Source organism: Undibacterium sp. Ji50W, from assembly GCF_049340445.1.
Taxonomy (GTDB): Bacteria; Pseudomonadota; Gammaproteobacteria; order Burkholderiales; family Burkholderiaceae_D; genus Undibacterium.
In genome coordinates, this window is the sequence record NZ_JBMPOX010000022.1 from 42,653 (window position 1) to 59,307 (window position 16,655).

At 54.1% G+C, this 16,655-nt stretch carries 12 protein-coding genes and 1 riboswitch; of the genes, 2 read left to right on the forward strand and 10 right to left on the reverse strand.

Annotation, left to right across the window (positions count from 1 at the left end; all coding sequences use genetic code 11):
- The first annotated feature begins 37 nt into the window (after window positions 1-37).
- Window positions 38-1,927, forward strand: coding sequence for an ATP-binding protein (locus tag ACO0K9_RS23085; RefSeq protein WP_422988841.1), 1,890 nt, complete (start codon window positions 38-40; stop codon window positions 1,925-1,927).
- A complete protein-coding gene (locus ACO0K9_RS23090) occupies window positions 1,924-3,267 on the forward strand; it encodes a sigma-54-dependent transcriptional regulator (protein WP_422988843.1) in 1,344 nt (447 codons plus the stop codon). Before ACO0K9_RS23085 ends, ACO0K9_RS23090 begins: the two co-directional genes overlap by 4 nt.
- A gap of 6 nt (window positions 3,268-3,273) precedes the next feature.
- On the opposite strand, the gene ACO0K9_RS23095 is transcribed toward ACO0K9_RS23090, so the two are convergent.
- From ACO0K9_RS23095 to bioB, 10 genes are all read right to left on the reverse strand, one after another.
- Window positions 3,274-3,711, reverse strand: a complete 438-nt coding sequence (locus tag ACO0K9_RS23095) for a chemotaxis protein CheW (protein WP_422988845.1) — start codon at window positions 3,709-3,711, stop codon at window positions 3,274-3,276.
- A 2-nt stretch (window positions 3,712-3,713) separates the two neighbouring features.
- Window positions 3,714-4,172 carry a chemotaxis protein CheW gene (locus ACO0K9_RS23100; protein WP_422988846.1) on the reverse strand — a complete coding sequence of 153 codons (459 nt, stop codon included), beginning with the start codon at window positions 4,170-4,172 and terminating at the stop codon, window positions 3,714-3,716.
- A 23-nt stretch (window positions 4,173-4,195) separates the two neighbouring features.
- A complete protein-coding gene (locus ACO0K9_RS23105; protein WP_422988848.1) occupies window positions 4,196-8,206 on the reverse strand; it encodes a hybrid sensor histidine kinase/response regulator in 4,011 nt (1,336 codons plus the stop codon).
- An 84-nt stretch (window positions 8,207-8,290) separates the two neighbouring features.
- On the reverse strand, window positions 8,291-10,096 hold the full coding sequence (locus ACO0K9_RS23110) for a methyl-accepting chemotaxis protein (RefSeq protein ID WP_422988850.1): 1,806 nt from the start codon (window positions 10,094-10,096) through the stop codon (window positions 8,291-8,293).
- A gap of 113 nt (window positions 10,097-10,209) precedes the next feature.
- The gene (locus ACO0K9_RS23115; RefSeq protein WP_422988852.1) at window positions 10,210-10,755 is read right to left on the reverse strand and encodes a chemotaxis protein CheW; all 546 of its coding nucleotides are present in this window, start codon (window positions 10,753-10,755) and stop codon (window positions 10,210-10,212) included.
- A 20-nt stretch (window positions 10,756-10,775) separates the two neighbouring features.
- Window positions 10,776-11,141, reverse strand: a complete 366-nt coding sequence (locus ACO0K9_RS23120) for a response regulator (RefSeq protein ID WP_422988854.1) — start codon at window positions 11,139-11,141, stop codon at window positions 10,776-10,778.
- Between the two features lie 73 nt (window positions 11,142-11,214).
- Window positions 11,215-12,153, reverse strand: a complete 939-nt coding sequence (locus ACO0K9_RS23125; protein ID WP_422988856.1) for a response regulator — start codon at window positions 12,151-12,153, stop codon at window positions 11,215-11,217.
- Window positions 12,154-12,192: 39 nt separating this feature from the next.
- A riboswitch (cyclic di-GMP riboswitch) is annotated at window positions 12,193-12,277 on the reverse strand.
- Window positions 12,278-12,465: 188 nt separating this feature from the next.
- Window positions 12,466-13,194, reverse strand: a complete 729-nt coding sequence (locus ACO0K9_RS23130) for a pyridoxine 5'-phosphate synthase (protein ID WP_422988858.1) — start codon at window positions 13,192-13,194, stop codon at window positions 12,466-12,468.
- A 255-nt stretch (window positions 13,195-13,449) separates the two neighbouring features.
- Window positions 13,450-15,462 (reverse strand): acetyl/propionyl/methylcrotonyl-CoA carboxylase subunit alpha, encoded by a 2,013-nt coding sequence (locus ACO0K9_RS23135; RefSeq protein WP_422988860.1) that lies wholly within the window; start codon window positions 15,460-15,462, stop codon window positions 13,450-13,452.
- Between the two features lie 156 nt (window positions 15,463-15,618).
- The gene (gene bioB / locus ACO0K9_RS23140) at window positions 15,619-16,647 is read right to left on the reverse strand and encodes a biotin synthase BioB (RefSeq protein WP_422988862.1); all 1,029 of its coding nucleotides are present in this window, start codon (window positions 16,645-16,647) and stop codon (window positions 15,619-15,621) included.
- Window positions 16,648-16,655 lie beyond the last annotated feature (8 nt).

Consider the following 16,655-nt stretch of genomic DNA (forward strand, 5'->3'; position numbering starts at 1 on the left):
CCCCAATGACTATCAAGATTGTTGACAGCTAACAGCCATGGATGCCTATAGACTTTATTTTTTCTCACTTGCGCTGCAAGGCTGCATCAGCCCTTTGCTGGCTATCTGGCTGTGGGTAAAAGCAGGCCGGCAACCGGGCATGAAGGCGCTTGCCCTGTTCTGCATCTGGATAGGTATTTGGGCCTGCGGACAGCTGGCGATCAATCTTGGTGATGACAGCCTGAGCCAGTTTGGCAAAATGCTGGTGAATACCGGCCCGCTGAATGCCGTCTTTTTCCTGCATTTTGTGTATAGCTTTCTGGGCTACCTGCGGACGCGGCAGTTGCTGATCTGGTATGCCATCGCAGCCACGATAGTGCTTGCCGTCGCGGCATTTGACATGGGGCAGTTATTACCCTGGCTGGAATTCAAACGCTATTATGTTTTTCCTGCCTGGGGCTGGATACCTGGGCTGTTCGTCAGTGGTTTGAGTATCTGGGCATATGTCGTGCTGTTACTGGCCTGGCCGGGGGCAGCACCTAAAAAGCGCCGGCAAATCATGGCGCTGTGCCTGTCTGGTGTGTGGGGGTCGGCATCGACACTGATGTTTCTGAATGCCTCATTCCATATTCCGATTTTTCCTTACAGTGTGATCCTGCTGCCGTTTTACGCCGTATTGCTGGTGTTTGGCATACTGCGTTACGACTTGATGGCAGTCAATCTGTGGGCCAATCGCCTGCTCGCCTGGCTGGCGCTGGGCGTCATCACGGTTGCCATCGTCAGCCTGTTGCTGAGTGTGGTCGCCCGTACCGGCATTACAGCACTGGCAGCTATCCCGCTGTGGCAACTGTGGTTGCTGGGTACGGTCATGCTGTTAAGCATGGTGACGATGGAAAGACCGACGCGCCGCATCATGGAAAAACTGATCTTTCCGGGTGCCCATCTGGAAGCTGAAGTGCTCGTACAGTGGCGTCAGCAACTGGAAGCCGCAGGTAGTTGGGAACAACTCACCAGCATCGCCACCAGGCTGCTGGAAACCCATTTGCAACAGCCCATGCCTGTCCTGATCACAAGCGGCAATCAAATAGCAAACGTCTTGCCTGGACAGCCCTGCGTACATTGTTACCGTGACCCAGCCAATACCCCAGACCAGCCTGCCTGGAATTACACCTTGTCTGGCTGGGAAGGCGCCACGCCCAGCGTGCAAAAAGTGGGTGCGGTATTTGCCGAACTGCTGGTGGCGGCGGCAGGCCGGCTGGATCAGTTGTTGCGTTATGCGGAACAGGAAAAACAACGCCTGCAACAAGCCCACCTGCTGGAACTGGGCGGGCTGGCAGCGACGGTGGCGCACGAATTACGCAATCCCCTGAATATCATCGGCATGGCGGCAGTATCCTGCCCATCTGACACCCGCGCAGAAATTCGCACACAAATAGAAAGGGCTGATCACCTGATTCAGGATCTGCTCAGTTATTCGGGCGAAGTACGCCTGCACTGCCAGGATGTGAGCATCGCAGAATTGCTCAACAGCCTGCTGGCTGTACAAGCAAAAACCACCCTGGCGGCTGAGGTACAGATAGAGCTGGCGGTAGACCCCAGCCTGCTGGTCAGCATAGACCGCAACCGGACTGAACAAATCCTGGGAAATCTGCTGAATAATGCCCTGGCCATGTTGCGCGGACGTCCCGACCCACGCATACGCATAGAAGCAGATGCCATTCCTGCGAGCGGTATGGCATGCTTGCGTGTGTGTGATAACGGGCCGGGTGTGGCACCCGACCTGGTGGCCGATTTATTTCAACCCTTCAAGACACGCAGACCAGGCGGTACCGGCCTGGGGCTGGCGATAGTGCGCCGCCTGACAGAAGCACATGGCGGCACGGTGAGCCTGGTCGCTTATCCTGGCTGGAACTGCTGTTTTGAACTCAGCTTACCTCTTGCATCATGAGCATACAAAGTATCTTGCTGGTGGATGATGAACCAGCCTTTCAACGTCTGTGCGGTAACTGGCTGGCTGGTTTGGGCTACACCGTCAAACTTGCCGCGACGGCTGAGCAGGTACACGCACTGCTGGCCTGCAACAGCTTTGACCTGGTCTTGCTGGACCTGGCACTGCCGCCGACATTCACGCCGGATGAAGGTCTGAACTTGCTGCCGCTGCTGGCCCCGGTACCGGTGGTGGTAATGACCGGTCATGCTGACCGCGAGCTGGCCTTGCGCGCCATCAGCCTGGGGGCCTGGGATTTTTTACCCAAGCCACTCGACCCCGACATCTTGCGCGTGGTGGTGGAAAGGGCCATGACCAAGCGCCGGCTGGAACGTGAGCTGGCAGAATGGCGTGGCAAAGCCCTGCCGGACGACAATACCATGGGGCTCATCGGTATCAGCAAGGAACTGGCCGAATTGCGTTCGCTGGTCAGGCGGATTGCGCCTACCGATGTGCCTGTGATGGTGACCGGCCCTAGCGGTACCGGCAAGGAACTGGTGGCACGTGCCCTGCATGCGCATGGCAAACGGGCGGCCAAATCATTTATCGCCGTACACTGCGGTGCCATCCCTGCTGAATTATTCGAGAGTGAATTGTTCGGCCATCGCAAAGGCAGCTTTACTGGTGCAGACCGTGACCGCATAGGTCTGATTGCCGCCGCCGATGGTGGTACCCTGTTTCTGGATGAAGTCGGCGAAATGCCACTGGTCATGCAAGTCAAATTACTACGGTTTTTGCAGTCCGGCAGCTTCTTTGCCGTCGGTGCGCGCGAAGAACAGCATGTCGATGTGCGCATAGTCGCAGCAACCAACCGTGATCTTGCGAGCATGGTAGAAGAAAAAAGCTTTCGTGACGATCTGTACTATCGCCTCAAAGGCATACAAATGCGCACCTCAGCATTGGCCGACCGGGCTGAGGATATTGCGCTCATCGCGCAAGCCATCTGTGCCAGATACTCACCACCGAAACGCCTTACCGCCACCGCGCTGGAATGGCTGAGCTCACGTCAGTGGCCTGGCAATGTCAGAGAATTGCAACACTGCCTGCAAACCGCAGCGGCGCTGGCTGGTGATCAGCCTGAGATTGCAGTAGACGATCTGGCACTGGCTCGTGGTGAAGTGTCGCCACCAGCACAAGATGAAGCCGCAGGTTTGCTGGAAGAGCAAGTGGCCAACCTGGAAAAACGCCTGATCGTAACGGCGCTGGAAGACAGCAAACACAATCACACACATGCCGCCCGGCAGCTGGGTATTTCACGCGTAGGCTTGCTGAATAAAATGCGCAGGTATGGCTTGCGTTGAATAACCCTAAGCCGTTCCGGCGAATATGCGGCTCAGGTCTAATACCGGTATGCGACTACCCTGTTGCTCAAAGCAGGAAATCGCCATTTCCTGCCAGGCTGGATGTTGGTCTTCCAGTTCGCTGGCCTGGTTATCATCCACCGTCACGCGCACCGGCGGTGCCGATAAATGGATGGCACCCAGACCGGCGGTATTGCTGAGCTGATCATGAAAAGCCACCAGGGCAAGGATGTTGCCGCTACAAGCCTGCCCGCCCAGACGCAGGGGCAACTGCATGACCGGCACTACCCGTTTTTGCCAGAAAATCACCTCGCGCATATGGCTGGGTGCAAGCGGCACGTCGAAACTGTCGGCGGCGTCAATAATCTGGATCAGCTCGCGCTGACCGATGGCAACCCGTTGTCCATCCCCCACATCCAGCAGCCAGGCGCTAGCATTCGACATGACTACACCTCCGGCTGCGGTGTCAGTGCCAAAGCCAGGGCACTGAACTGCAATAAACGTCCGGCATCAGTGACGCAGGCCAGGCCAGATTCAAATGGCATCAGTGCCTGTACCGGCGTGTCATTGCAACGCATGGCCATGGGCAGTGAATAATCGACGATATCAAGCTGGGTCAAGACCCGCACGTCATCACACAGCAAACCAAGAAAACCGCTGCCGGTGGCCAGCATGACACAGGCACGGCGTGCCGGCGGCAAGCTTTCCAGCACGCGGAATTCTGCATCGATACACACCACGGGCCAGCGTTGCCCGAGGTAGGCAATACGGCCCAGCGCATGGGGTGGCGGCTCTTGCATGTTCATGTCGACCACTGATTCCACCGCACAGATATCACCTTGTGGCAGCATCAGCTTCAAGCCCTCAATACGCAACAGGATACGATTTCTGGTTTCCTGTCTCATGCCCGGCATCATCGCGCCCATACTCATACCCCCGTCAGACGATTAATATGCTGGAGCAAGGCATCTTCGCTGAAAGGCTTGACCAGATAGGCATCGACACCGGCGGCATCACCCTGCTGGCGGTGTTTTTGGGTGGAACGTGAAGTGATCATGATGATGGCGATGTGTTTTTTCAATTTGCGGGCACGCACATGGCTGGTCAGTTCCAATCCATTCATGCGTGGCATTTCCATATCCACCAGTATCACGTCCGGCAGGGCTTCATCGATAAGGGCAACTGCTTCCAGGCCATCAATCGCGGTGCGTACTTCATAACCGGCATCACGCATGATCTGTGCGCTGGCACGACGGGCTGACAGGGAATCATCAACCACCAATGCTGTCCGCACATGCATGGCCTGGGCCTGAGTCTGGGTCTGGCCGTGTTCCGGCAAACCAGTCTCTTCATCCTCTGCGCGCATGTCCTGCTGGATGGTGGCACGCAGTAATTCGGGCAAGTCAATCACCGGGGCGACACTACCATCACCCAGAATGACGGCACCGATAGTCCCCTGCATTTTGGGTACATAGCGGCCAAATTTCTTGACCACGACTTCACGGCCATCGACCAGTTCCTGTACCTGTATGGCACAGGTGGCACCGGTATCGGTACTAATCAGCAAGACCGGATATCCATGTGCCTGGGTATCCCGGTTCCGGCTCTGCACGCCAAGCAAATCTTCGAGCTTCAACAGTTGATGTACCGCGTCGCCAACCCGATACACGGGCTGGTTCGCAATCATATCAATTTGCGCATCCGTGATGTAATGAATGTCGAGAATGCGACGGCTGGAAATTGCCATCATGTTGCCGCCTACCCTGGCCATCAAGGTATGTTCCGACAACAGACTGGCTGGCAGGCGCAACTCCACCACCAGCCCCTGACCGGCGACAGAACGCAAGTTCAGGGAACCCTTCATTTCCAGTATGCGGGAATGCACCATGTCCATGCCTATACCACGACCAGAAGTCTGGGTGCTGGCATCCCTGGTTGAAAAACCGGGCATCAGGATCAGCCTTGCCAGTTCTTCATCGGACAAAATACGGTCAGCACTGATGAGCTTCCTCTTCAGGGCGGTACGACGTATGGCGGCATAATCCAGCCCGGCACCATCGTCCCGGCAACGCACGACGATGGAATTGCCTTCCCGGGCAAAACTCAGTTCTATCAGACCGGCAACCGGCTTCTGTTGCGCCAGCCGGCTGGCAAGGGCTTCTATGCCATGATCCACTGCATTGCGCAAGATATGCATCAAGGGATCGGTCAGGTCATTCAGCATATTGCTGTCGATATTGGTATTCGCGCCGAGAATGGTCAGGTTCACCTGTTTGTCCAGCAAGCGGCAGGTCTGACGTACGCTGCGTTGCAGGCGCGATACCACGGTTGTCACTGGTACCAGGCGTGTGCGTATCACGGCATGCTGGTTTTCCATTTGCAGGCGGCGCTGCACTTCCAGCAATTCGGCCAGTGAGTGCAGTTGTTCATCGATATGATTCGACATTTCGAAAGCATCAGTGCGTGCTTCCACCAGTTGGGCAGTGATGGTATGCAGTTCGCTATAGCGCTCGAATTCCAACGGGTCAAAATCACCATCGCTTATGCTGCTGTTGCTGCTATTGCTACTGCTGACGATTTTCTGGGGGCTGCTCATGCCACGCACATCAACCAGGTTTTCCAGATCAGCGATCAGTTTCTGGAACATGATGTCATGCTTCTGTATGGCTTTGGATTGTTTTTGTGTCTGCTTTAACTGCTCCTGGATTTGCGCATTGGAAATCACGTTTTCACCAGCCAGGCGCAGCAATTCATCGACCACCTTGGCAGGTACACGCAGCATAGGCTCGGCAGCGTGCGAGCCCGGTTCGACCAGATCCAGTACCACGCCTTCGGACTGGGCAACGGACATGACGGCAGACAGGCCCTGGCTTTCTTCCGGCACGACATCTTCGGCAATACGCTGGGCAACATGCTCACCACTATGCATCATGCGCACGTAATCACAGACTTGCTGCAAGACTTCCTGTGCCTGGGCCGGTGCCGGGCCAGCATCCATGACGGCTTCACCCATGGCTTCCAGACAATCACCGGCTTCAGTCAAGACTTCAGACAAGGCACGGTCGGGCAAACTGTGCTGATTGCTTAATACGATGAGCAAATCTTCCAGGTGATGGGTGAGATTGGCGATACCGGCAATACCCACGGTATTGGCCGCACCTTTCAGCGTATGGGCGGCCCGCTTGGCCTGTTCCACGTCCTGCATTTTGCCTTCGCCACTGGCCAGTTTTTCTATAGCCGAGGTAAAACTGTTGACCTGTATCGGCAGCTCCTGCAACAGGCCATCGAATAATTCCGTGTTCAGATCATTCGGCAATTGTATCGATACATCCGCAGCACTGATGACACTTGGTGTACGGTCTTCCTGCATACTTTCTGCAAGCACTTTGACGTCGACGAGGCGGGCGAACAAACCTTCGTCCCATTGTGCGGCATCGACCGGCCAGGATGGGTCCATGACCAGTTCCATCAATTCCAGTGCAGATACTTCTTCTACCGGATGGTCGAGATAGGCGAGCAGCCTTGCCGGTAAAGTAGCCAGCAGCGCATGCTGGTGCGCGCTGGTTTTTTCATTCAGGGCAGATAACTGCTGTGCGAGGATGGCCAATACCTGTTGCAGTGCAGTCAGGCCTACCGATTCTGCGGTGGCACCTATGCGCAACAGAGCATCACTGTAATTTTGCAAAGCCTGCACCGTTTCTGCGCTGGAGGCATCGAATGCATGCACGGCATTCAGATCGTCCGCCAGCATGGCGGCCATGAGACTGAATTCTTTGGCAAACAGCGCCAGCATGTCACTGCTGATTTCCTGCACCGGGGCAGTAAGCTGTACCGTAGCAGACGCTGGTATATCCACGGCCGTCGCTGCAGCCGCTTGCACCTGTATTTCTACAGGTGCCTGGGGTCCGTCAGCAACAGGTTCTGCTGACTCCGGCTCCGCCATCCAGGCGGCATCATAGATGACATCCAGCAGGCGCGCTGTCAGATCGGGATTGGACGGGTCGGCAATACCATCCATCAGCATCAGCGGGAAACGATTCAACAATCCTAGTTCGGTTTCGTTCACAGGGCGTGCTACAGTTGATCTTTGCGTCACCACAGCGGCAAATGCATGGCAGGCATCTGCAATCGCTTCCATTGTCTGAGCGGACGCACAACTGGAGAACACCTGCAGTTGTGCCGCATAGGATTGCAGGGTAAGGGCATCATGTTCACCACCCTGGCCGAAGTGTTCATCGGCAGCCAGGCTCATGATGAGGGCATCCAGTGCATCGTGCAGGCCGGACGCCAGACCAGATAACGAGTCAGATGGCGCATCGGTCTGTGCTGAATGCTGGGCGGCTTCCGCCAGGCTGAAGCCCTGCTCATTGTCTATCACAGCTAGCGGTATGCTGTAGCTTGCTGTCGTGTAGGAGGCGCCCTCCAGGCTGGCATCCATCAGCAGCTCATCCGAAGCAACCAGGAACAGGGGTGGCGGTTCATCAATTTCCTCATCAGAGGTGAGCGGATCGCTGCACAACAACTGCCGCAATTCGCAGGAATCCACCTGGTTCAAGGGCAAGGGCCAGCTAGCGGTGGACAGATGGGCAATCAGGGTTTCTATATTGCGGTCGCCATGATTCAATGCATGGCTGGCCAACAGGTCTGGCCATTCACTCAGCAGAAAATATTCTTCGTCACTAAGCAGGCGGTTCTGGTTGTGCAGATTGATCAGATTGCGCTCTATCAGGGCGCACACCCAGTGCAAACCTGGCATATCAGCAGCACTGGCGGCGACACGTATGCGCCGCAACTGTTCGATATAACAGGACAGTGCTTTGGTGACATCTGCCACATTGGCCGAATGGGTGGCCTCGGTCTCCATGACCTTGAATACCTCGTCCAGCGCACCGAGGACGACATGACTGAAATCTGTCGAATGGGTTTCTAGCTGTTCCATGATGCCTCAGACGAGTGATGGTGGAAAGGGTGGAGCGGGTAGAAAGGGTGAGAAAACCCGGCAGCCTGGTCTATAAAACCGTCATCAAGCCGCCAGTTTGAACACGCGCACGGTGGACAACAACATCCTTGCGTATTCCACCAGATTGGTGGTTTGGGCGGATTGTTCGTCCAGTTGCAGACTGGTTTCCTGATTGGTTTTCTTGATCTGTATCGCACGATCAAGCAGCTCTTGGCTGGCCTTGGCCTGGCCATGGGATTTGATGGCAATCTTCTGTACCGATTCCACCAGTTCCGTGGTGGCGTTTTGGGTAGCCTGCATTTGAAGACCGGCCTGTTCTGCCAGACGACTACCTTCCACCACCTGGGCGATGGCCGAGTTCATGGTGTTGACCGTATCGGATGTTTCCAGTTGAATATTGTTCACCAGGCCAGAGATTTGCAGTGTCGCTTGCCGCGCATTTTCAGCCAGCCTTTGCACTTCATCCGCAACCACCGCAAAACCGCGACCAGCTTCACCAGCAGACGCCGCATGCATACTCGCATTCAAAGCCAGGATGTGGGTACGTTCGGCAATCGCATTAATCAGGCCGACCACGCCGGAAATTTCTTGCGAACGTTCACCCAGGCGTTTAATCCGTTTTTCTGTTTCGCGTATGATTTCGCGGGTACTGTTAATACCACCCACGGTGCTAGTTACCGTATCCATCGCCAGTTGGGTGGAACGTATCGCATTATCCGCTGCACGGTTGCAGGTCTGTGCCAGGTCAGCAATACTGCGCATTTCTTCAGAGGCAGTCGACAAGGACAGGGTGGTGTGTTCCACTTCCAGCCTTTCTTCTGCCGCTGCCGCCATCACGTTATCGGACTGGGCTTTCACTTTCATCGTGGCTTCCGTCACGTCGGCTGAAATGTTGCTAACATCGCGCAACACTTTCGCCGTTTCACTGGTCAGCATGTTCAAGGCATCGGATACCGCACCGGTCACATCGGCGGATACCGGCACTTTGACGGTCAAGTCTTTACTGGCCAGTTGCGCCACCGCCTGCAACAGCACCAGTACGGATTCATTGAGTTTTTCATTTTCTTCTTCGATCGTCTTGCGGCTGGCTTCACGTTCATCCACCATCTTGTCAAACTGGCGCGAGAGTTTGCCAATTTCGTCCGGATGATTGCTGCGGGCCCTGACATTGGCATCACCCTGTGTCAGTTTCTGCATGACTGACACCAGATGTGATACCGGACGGGTAATACTACGCGTCATCCAGTAAGCCACGCCGGCAGCCAGCAAGATGGACAAGGCAGCCACCAGGAACAACACGTTCTTGGCGTTCAGGTAAGTCGTGTCAGCCGCCGCACCATCGGTGTTCACCAGCTTGGTTTGATATTCGATCAGGTTATCCATGGAAGAAAACCATTTTTCCTGATCGGCCTGCAGATTACCCAGCAACCAGTTAGTGGCCTCGGCCTTCTTGCCTTCTGTCGCCAGGCGCAGGAATTCCCTTTGTGACGCGCCGTATTTGTTACGTGCATCTGTCGCTATCTGGAAGATGCCTTTTTCTTCATCGCTGGCGATCAGTTTTTCAAAGCCGGCAATATTTGCATCCTGATTTTGCCTGCGTGACAAAATCAATTGTTGTTCTTTCTCGACTGCAGTCTGTTCATTCAACAGCAGCATGTTACGCATGGAACGCGCATTGGCGTTGACGTTACCCAGCATCTTGTAAGCCAATACCACTTTTGGGTAGCTGCCTTCCACAATACGGTGGGTACCATCATTGATGGTTTTCAGATTGGACATCCCCAGCCAGGCGGTGACTGCCAGCAGCAACAACACGGCGGTAAAACCCAGGCCAAGCCGGATACCGATATTCGGAGTACGTAATTTCATTTTGCTCTCCACGAGAAAACATCAACAATGAACATCGATCAATTGTTCCGGCTTTGTTAGCAAAGGACAGGCGGGCCTATTCGTATGGCCAGCATGGCTGTCCTGATCTGCATCTATCTGTTGCGACTGAGTTTGTCGAAAAAACTTTCGTGATTAAAATCCAGCCAGACCCGTTCATCCAGCATGTACGCAGCTGGCACATGTGCTTCCAGCGTGGCTGGCAATTGCGGCAACTGCGATATGCTGCGCAAACCCACCAGGGGTTGCGGATAGCTATCGATCACCATGCCAACGGCGTTGTCGCCTTTGTCCAGTATCAGGAACAATTTATTCGGGGTTATGTCTGACCTGCGGCCACCCAATACCAGACCCAGATCAAAGATGGGTACCAGATTGCCGCGCAAATTGATCAGGCCCAGCAAAAATGCCGCTGTACCGGGCAAGGGGGCCAATGCCTGCGCCCGTATGACTTCACTGCCGACCTCGGCCCTGACCAGCAGGTTCAGGGACGCCAGGCGATAACCATAGCGCTTCCTTTCCACCACCGGTGCAGCATCGTTCCACAGCAAATCACCCGGTGGGGTAAAGCGCTGCAAGGCCGTACTGGGCGGCAGCCATTCTTTGGCTGGCCCATTGCTGCTGGTGGAAAGTGCGCTCATGATGCGTCTCTTCAAAAAATTCAGGCAGCAATCTTGAGCTGATCAATGATCTGGTCAGCCGTATAGGGTTTGGAAACATAACCTTTAGCGCCTTGCAACTGACCCCAGATGCGGTCAGCTTTTTGCGATTTACTGCTGACAAAAACGATGGGAATGCCTTTGGTTGCCGGGTCCTGGCTCAGGCTGCGACAGGCTTCATAGCCATCCATTTCTGGCATGACGATGTCGAGAAAAATGATGGATGGTTTTTCTGCCTTGGCTTTTTCCAGTGTTTCCTTGCCGCTGGACGCGGTCACGACCACATAACCGGCATCGGTCAGTATGGTTTTTATATTGGCCAATTCAGCCATGGAATCGTCGACGACGAGGGCTTTTTTCATACTCATGATCTGCTCCTGAGATAGGTAGACACATTGCCAGAACCGTTCGGACGAACGGAATTTTGAAACAGGGATTGCTTCAGGTTCCCATGGCCAGGCCAGAGGGTTTTTCCATTGCAAAAGGAGCGTCGCCAGCAGTTAAACTCTTCTCCACCACGGCACGGAACTTGACATGTTCTACCGGTTTGGTCAGGTAGCTGCTGCAACCTGATAACGACCCGCGTATGCGGTCGAAAGGAGAAGATTTGCTGGTCAGCATAATGACCGGCGTACGTTTGGTTTGAGGATGGCGGCGTATGATTTTACAAATCTCATACCCGTCTGCACCCGGCATGACGATATCAAGAAAGATGATGTCGTATGTCTTTTTCTCCAACATTTGCAAAGCCTGTTCACCTGTTTCTGCGCAATCAGAAGCGATTTTCATGGAACGCAGTTCAAGATCAATTTTGATTCTTGCGGTCGGACTATCGTCGACAATCAAAGCACGATGACCTGTTTGCAATACAGAGGCCGCTGCGGGTTTCTGAACCAAAGTTTGTACGGCAGTTGGGGTCGTCTGTACTGTTGGCGCAGAGGCAGCAATTGTTTGAACTGCAGGTACTACGGCAGGTGCCACCACCGGTGACATGGAAGGCATGACGCGATCCAGTTCATCAGCGACCTGGTCCAGCAGGGCCAACATTTTGGTCGGAACCAGAGGATGCAATAAATGATATTTGCCCGGTGTCGCTTGTCCGGCATTGGAAATGAATACGGTGGCCGGCTCAGGGATATTCCGTGTCACAATCAAGGCCTGCAATGCAGCACGCGCCTGCATATTCTCAGGATCAAGAATGACGATATCGGGATCGGCAACCTGAGCTGCATCAAACAAGGCATATGAATGCCTGCGTCCGCTTGCCATGGTTAAACTGAGTACGCTGCGAACCAGGCGAAGTTCGTAATCTGACAATCCAAAAACACCAATAAGGACTTTTTTGGAAGCGCCGGAAAGCGCCATAGAATGACTGTTCATGAGCAACCTGCCCCTTAACGAAAAACCGCTTGCGCGGATTACGACATCTGGCTGCCCTGCGATCGTTTGCGAGGGCCCTCTAGTTTTGCGTCCCACTCTTTCGAATGGTTTGCCCTTGTACAGGCATTGCAGTCCTGTACCAGTCACTACTGCCTGACGACCTGTGGGCGGATAAACAAAAACACCAGGGACACGGCACCAACAGCCACTTTGTGGCCGCTGCGAATTCAATGTAGTTCAATTAGTTGCAGCATTCAAGGGAAAATTTTACATTTATTTACTTTTCATTTTTCCTTGCAAAATACATAAAATTTAGCACGCACGGCAGATTTTTGAATATTTTGTCAATACATCCTGCATACCTGATTCTATGCATTCAACGATGACGGCATGGCCTATGGATACTTCAAGAATGCCAGGTATGCTGAGGAATTTGGCAAGATTATCCAGATTCAGGTCATGCCCGGCATTCACGCCCAGGCCAGCCTCCTGAGCGCGTTTTGCTGCAGCGACAAAGCCCTGGAAAATCACCTCAGCGTGTGCGCTACCAAAATGTTCGGCATACGGTTCGGTATATAACTCGACACGGTCCGCACCCAGTTCCTTGGCCAGATGCAGATCCATGTTGTCATAATCAACAAACAGGCTGCTGCGTGTACCCATGGCCTTGAGTTCAGCCAGCACCGGACGTAAAAAATCCGCGTCCTTGCGCAAATCCCAGCCATGGTCTGAAGTCAGTTGATCCGGCGCGTCTGGCACCAGCGTGCATTGCGCGGGTTTGTTGCGTTTCACCACATCCAGAAATTCCGGCGCAGGATAACCTTCTACATTCAATTCCACACCACGTGCCTGACAAAGCGCCCCCAGGGTTTCCACATCCGAATAACGCGCATGTCGCTGGTCCTGACGCGGATGCAGGGTAATGCCCTGCGCCCCCAGGTCCAGGCAGCGGGCGGCAAAGGCCCGTACATCCGGGTAGTTACGGCCACGCGAATTGCGCAGCAGGGCGATTTTGTTGATGTTGATGGAGAGAACGGTCATGGTAATTCCAAAGTCGGGCCAAAGTAATGAAAAATCGTGGTGAAAGATTTTTCTGGTTCAGGTATTTATCATGGACTTGCTTGAGGGTTTGTACAAGTCACACAGCGAGGTGATTTGTTGGCGTATCTGTTTTTTTACTCCTTCCCCTTGAAAGGAAGGGAGTATTTAAGATTTTGAAGATTTCATCGCAAAAAAGCCAGCACCACAGTGCTGGCTTTACAGTACAAACTTCAGGCAAGCTTACTGCTGGAAAATTTACTGCTGGAACGCCAGCAACTGCGCCCCTTCGGTGACCTGATCACCTATCGCATACAAGACTTCATCAATCACGCCATCATGCGGTGCCGAGATGGTATGTTCCATCTTCATGGCTTCCATGATCAGCAGGGCATCGCCCTTCTTCACTTCCTGTGCCTTGTTGACCAGCACGGCAACGATCTTGCCTGGCATGGGTGCAGTCAGGCGGCCAGTTTCAGCCTCGGCTTCGCCGGCATGTGCCAGTGCATCGATGTAATGCAAGTCTGTGTGCCGGCCCTGGCTGAAGATATGGAAGTGTTCACCATCACGCACCACGGTGGCAGCCACAGTCTGGTCTGCGATCTTGATGACGATATCGTTCTCATCCGCCAGTGCCAGTCTGACCTTCACAACAGCATCAGCAGCGTCACCAGTCTGTACTTGCCAGCCATCGGCCAGGTAAGTCACTTGCACCAGGTGCGTCTGTTCTTCTTCCATGAACTGCAAGTTTCTTTGCATCAGGCTATTCATGCGCCAGCCATGGCTGGATTGCCAGGGGTCACTGCTGTTGTTACTTGAGGATTTTTCTGAATTCAGCAAGGATACGACCGCCAGCGCCAGCGTCGTCAGGCTGGCTGCTGCCGGTGCCGGGAATAATTCTGCCTGATTGCGTTCTATCAAACCTGTATCGAGATCAGCGCCAGAAAAAGCGGTGCTGGTGACCAGGCGCGAAAGGAACGCGATATTACTATGCAGGCCAACGATCTGGTATTGCGCCAGCGCCTGCGCCATACGTGCCAGTGCTTCTTTCCTGTCCTTGCCCCAGACTATCATCTTGGCGATCATGGGGTCATAGAAAGGTGAAATCGTATCGCCTTCACGCACACCGCTATCGATACGGAAAGCTGCCGGATCAGCAGCGCCGCCGAGTTCAAAATTCACGGCAACGGGGGTGCGGGCATGGCGTAATGTACCTATCGACGGCAAGAACCCTTTTTCCGGATTTTCTGCATAGACACGTGCTTCTATGGCGTGGCCATGGATCTTCAATTCATGCTGTTGCTGTGGCAGTTTTTCACCGGCAGCAACACGCAATTGCCATTCGACCAGATCCGTGCCAGTGATCATTTCCGTCACAGGATGCTCGACTTGCAGGCGGGTATTCATTTCCATGAAATAGAAAGAACCATCCTGGTTGGCAATGAATTCCACCGTACCGGCACCCACATAACCCACCGCTTTTGCGGCAGCCACGGCAGCATCACCCATGGCGGCACGGCGCTCTGCCGTCATGCCGGGTGCCGGTGCTTCTTCCAGTACTTTTTGATGGCGGCGCTGCACCGAACAATCACGCTCAAACAGGTAGACACAATTGCCATGGGTATCGGCAAACACCTGGATTTCTATATGACGCGGCCTTTGCAGATATTTTTCTGCCAGCACTTTATCGTCACCGAAAGAATTGATGGCTTCGCGTTTGCAGGAAGCCAACGCATCCTTGAAATCAGCCGACTTTTCAATCACACGCATGCCCTTGCCACCACCGCCCGCGCTGGCTTTCAGCAAGACTGGGTAACCGATACGGTCTGCTTCGGTATGCAAGAAATCAGCATCCTGGTTGTCACCATGATAGCCAGGCACCAGTGGTACATTGGCTTTTTCCATCAAGGATTTAGCGGCAGATTTGCTGCCCATGGCTTCGATGGCCGATGCGGGCGGGCCGATGAAGGCGATACCATTTTTTGCGCAGGCTTTGGCAAATTCACTGTTTTCTGACAGAAAACCATAGCCGGGATGTATCGCCTGTGCACCAGTCGCCAGGGCGACTGCGATGATCTTGTCAGCCCGCAGATAACTTTCCTTGGCAGCCGCCGGGCCGATCAGCACGGCTTCATCACAGACAGCAACATGTTTGGCGTTGGCATCCGCCTCGGAATACACCGCGACAGTCTTGATACCCATACGGCGTGCGGTAGCAGCAACACGGCAAGCAATTTCACCACGGTTGGCGATAAGGATTTTGGTAAACATGTCTCTAACCTTTTGGGCGGATGTATTGGTTACGATAATTTTTTACGATATGTAGCCATAAAAGAAATGCAAGTAAAAGAATTAAACAAGTACTTGCCCTCCTCTGTGTCTCCATCTTTTCTCTATGATCTCTGTGCTGAAGAAGTAAGGTCTTCCTCAAGAACAACTACCAGTCTTCGCCTCAACCTTGCCACGTGTTTTCAAGCCCAGCTTGTCCAGCAAGACACGGTCATCCTGTGCTTCCGGATTGGCCGTGGTCAGTAATTTGTCACCATAGAAAATCGAATTCGCACCCGCCAGGAAACACATGGCCTGCACGGCTTCCCCCATCTGGCGCCGACCGGCAGACAGACGCACCCGCGCCTTCGGCATGGTGATGCGTGCGACAGCAATCGTGCGTACAAATTCCAGCGGATCGAGTGGGTCCAAACCATACAAAGGTGTACCTTCCACCTGTACCAGGTGATTGACAGGTACCGATTCAGGGTAGGGATTCAGGTTCGCCAATTGCGCGATCAAACCGGCGCGCTGACGGCGTGATTCACCCATGCCGACGATGCCACCGCAACAGACCTTCAAACCGGCACTGCGTACATGACCCAGGGTATCGAGCCTGTCCTGGTAATCACGGGTAGAAATGACATTGCTATAAAACTCGGGCGCAGTATCGAGATTGTGGTTGTAGTAATCCAGGCCAGCATCTTTCAAACGCTGTGCCTGCTCTTCTTTCAGCATGCCCAGGGTAGCGCAGGTTTCCAGGCCCATGGCCTTGACTTCGCGCACCATGGTTTCAACTTTTTCCATGTCGCGGTCTTTGGGTGAACGCCAGGCGGCCCCCATGCAAAAGCGGGTCGCGCCGTTTTCACGCGCGGCTTTGGCAGCGTCCAGCACTTCACGCACATCCAGCATTTTCTTGGCTTCGACACCGGTGTCATAACGTGCCGCTTGCGGACAATAACTGCAATCTTCTTCGCAGCCGCCAGTCTTGATGGACAAGAGTGTCGCCAGTTCGACATCGCCATCCGGGAAGTTGGCGCGGTGTGCAGTCTGCGCCCTGAACATCAAGTCATTGAAGGGCAAATCAAACAGGACCAGCACTTCATCCACGGGCCAGGTTTCAGCTTCGATTTTCTTGACCGGTGGCTGGAATTGCACGGCTTGCAAAGTCGTATCAGTAGCTTGCATCTTTGTTT

Coding starts and splice junctions, on each gene's coding strand:
- ACO0K9_RS23085 (WP_422988841.1), top strand. CDS start 38: ATGGATGCCTATAGACTTTATTTTTTCTCACTTGCGCTGCAAGGCTGC.
- ACO0K9_RS23090 (WP_422988843.1), top strand. CDS start 1,924: ATGAGCATACAAAGTATCTTGCTGGTGGATGATGAACCAGCCTTTCAA.
- ACO0K9_RS23095 (WP_422988845.1), bottom strand. CDS start 3,711: ATGTCGAATGCTAGCGCCTGGCTGCTGGATGTGGGGGATGGACAACGG.
- ACO0K9_RS23100 (WP_422988846.1), bottom strand. CDS start 4,172: ATGAGACAGGAAACCAGAAATCGTATCCTGTTGCGTATTGAGGGCTTG.
- ACO0K9_RS23105 (WP_422988848.1), bottom strand. CDS start 8,206: ATGGAACAGCTAGAAACCCATTCGACAGATTTCAGTCATGTCGTCCTC.
- ACO0K9_RS23110 (WP_422988850.1), bottom strand. CDS start 10,096: ATGAAATTACGTACTCCGAATATCGGTATCCGGCTTGGCCTGGGTTTT.
- ACO0K9_RS23115 (WP_422988852.1), bottom strand. CDS start 10,755: ATGAGCGCACTTTCCACCAGCAGCAATGGGCCAGCCAAAGAATGGCTG.
- ACO0K9_RS23120 (WP_422988854.1), bottom strand. CDS start 11,141: ATGAGTATGAAAAAAGCCCTCGTCGTCGACGATTCCATGGCTGAATTG.
- ACO0K9_RS23125 (WP_422988856.1), bottom strand. CDS start 12,153: ATGAACAGTCATTCTATGGCGCTTTCCGGCGCTTCCAAAAAAGTCCTT.
- ACO0K9_RS23130 (WP_422988858.1), bottom strand. CDS start 13,194: ATGACCGTTCTCTCCATCAACATCAACAAAATCGCCCTGCTGCGCAAT.
- ACO0K9_RS23135 (WP_422988860.1), bottom strand. CDS start 15,462: ATGTTTACCAAAATCCTTATCGCCAACCGTGGTGAAATTGCTTGCCGT.
- bioB (WP_422988862.1), bottom strand. CDS start 16,647: ATGCAAGCTACTGATACGACTTTGCAAGCCGTGCAATTCCAGCCACCG.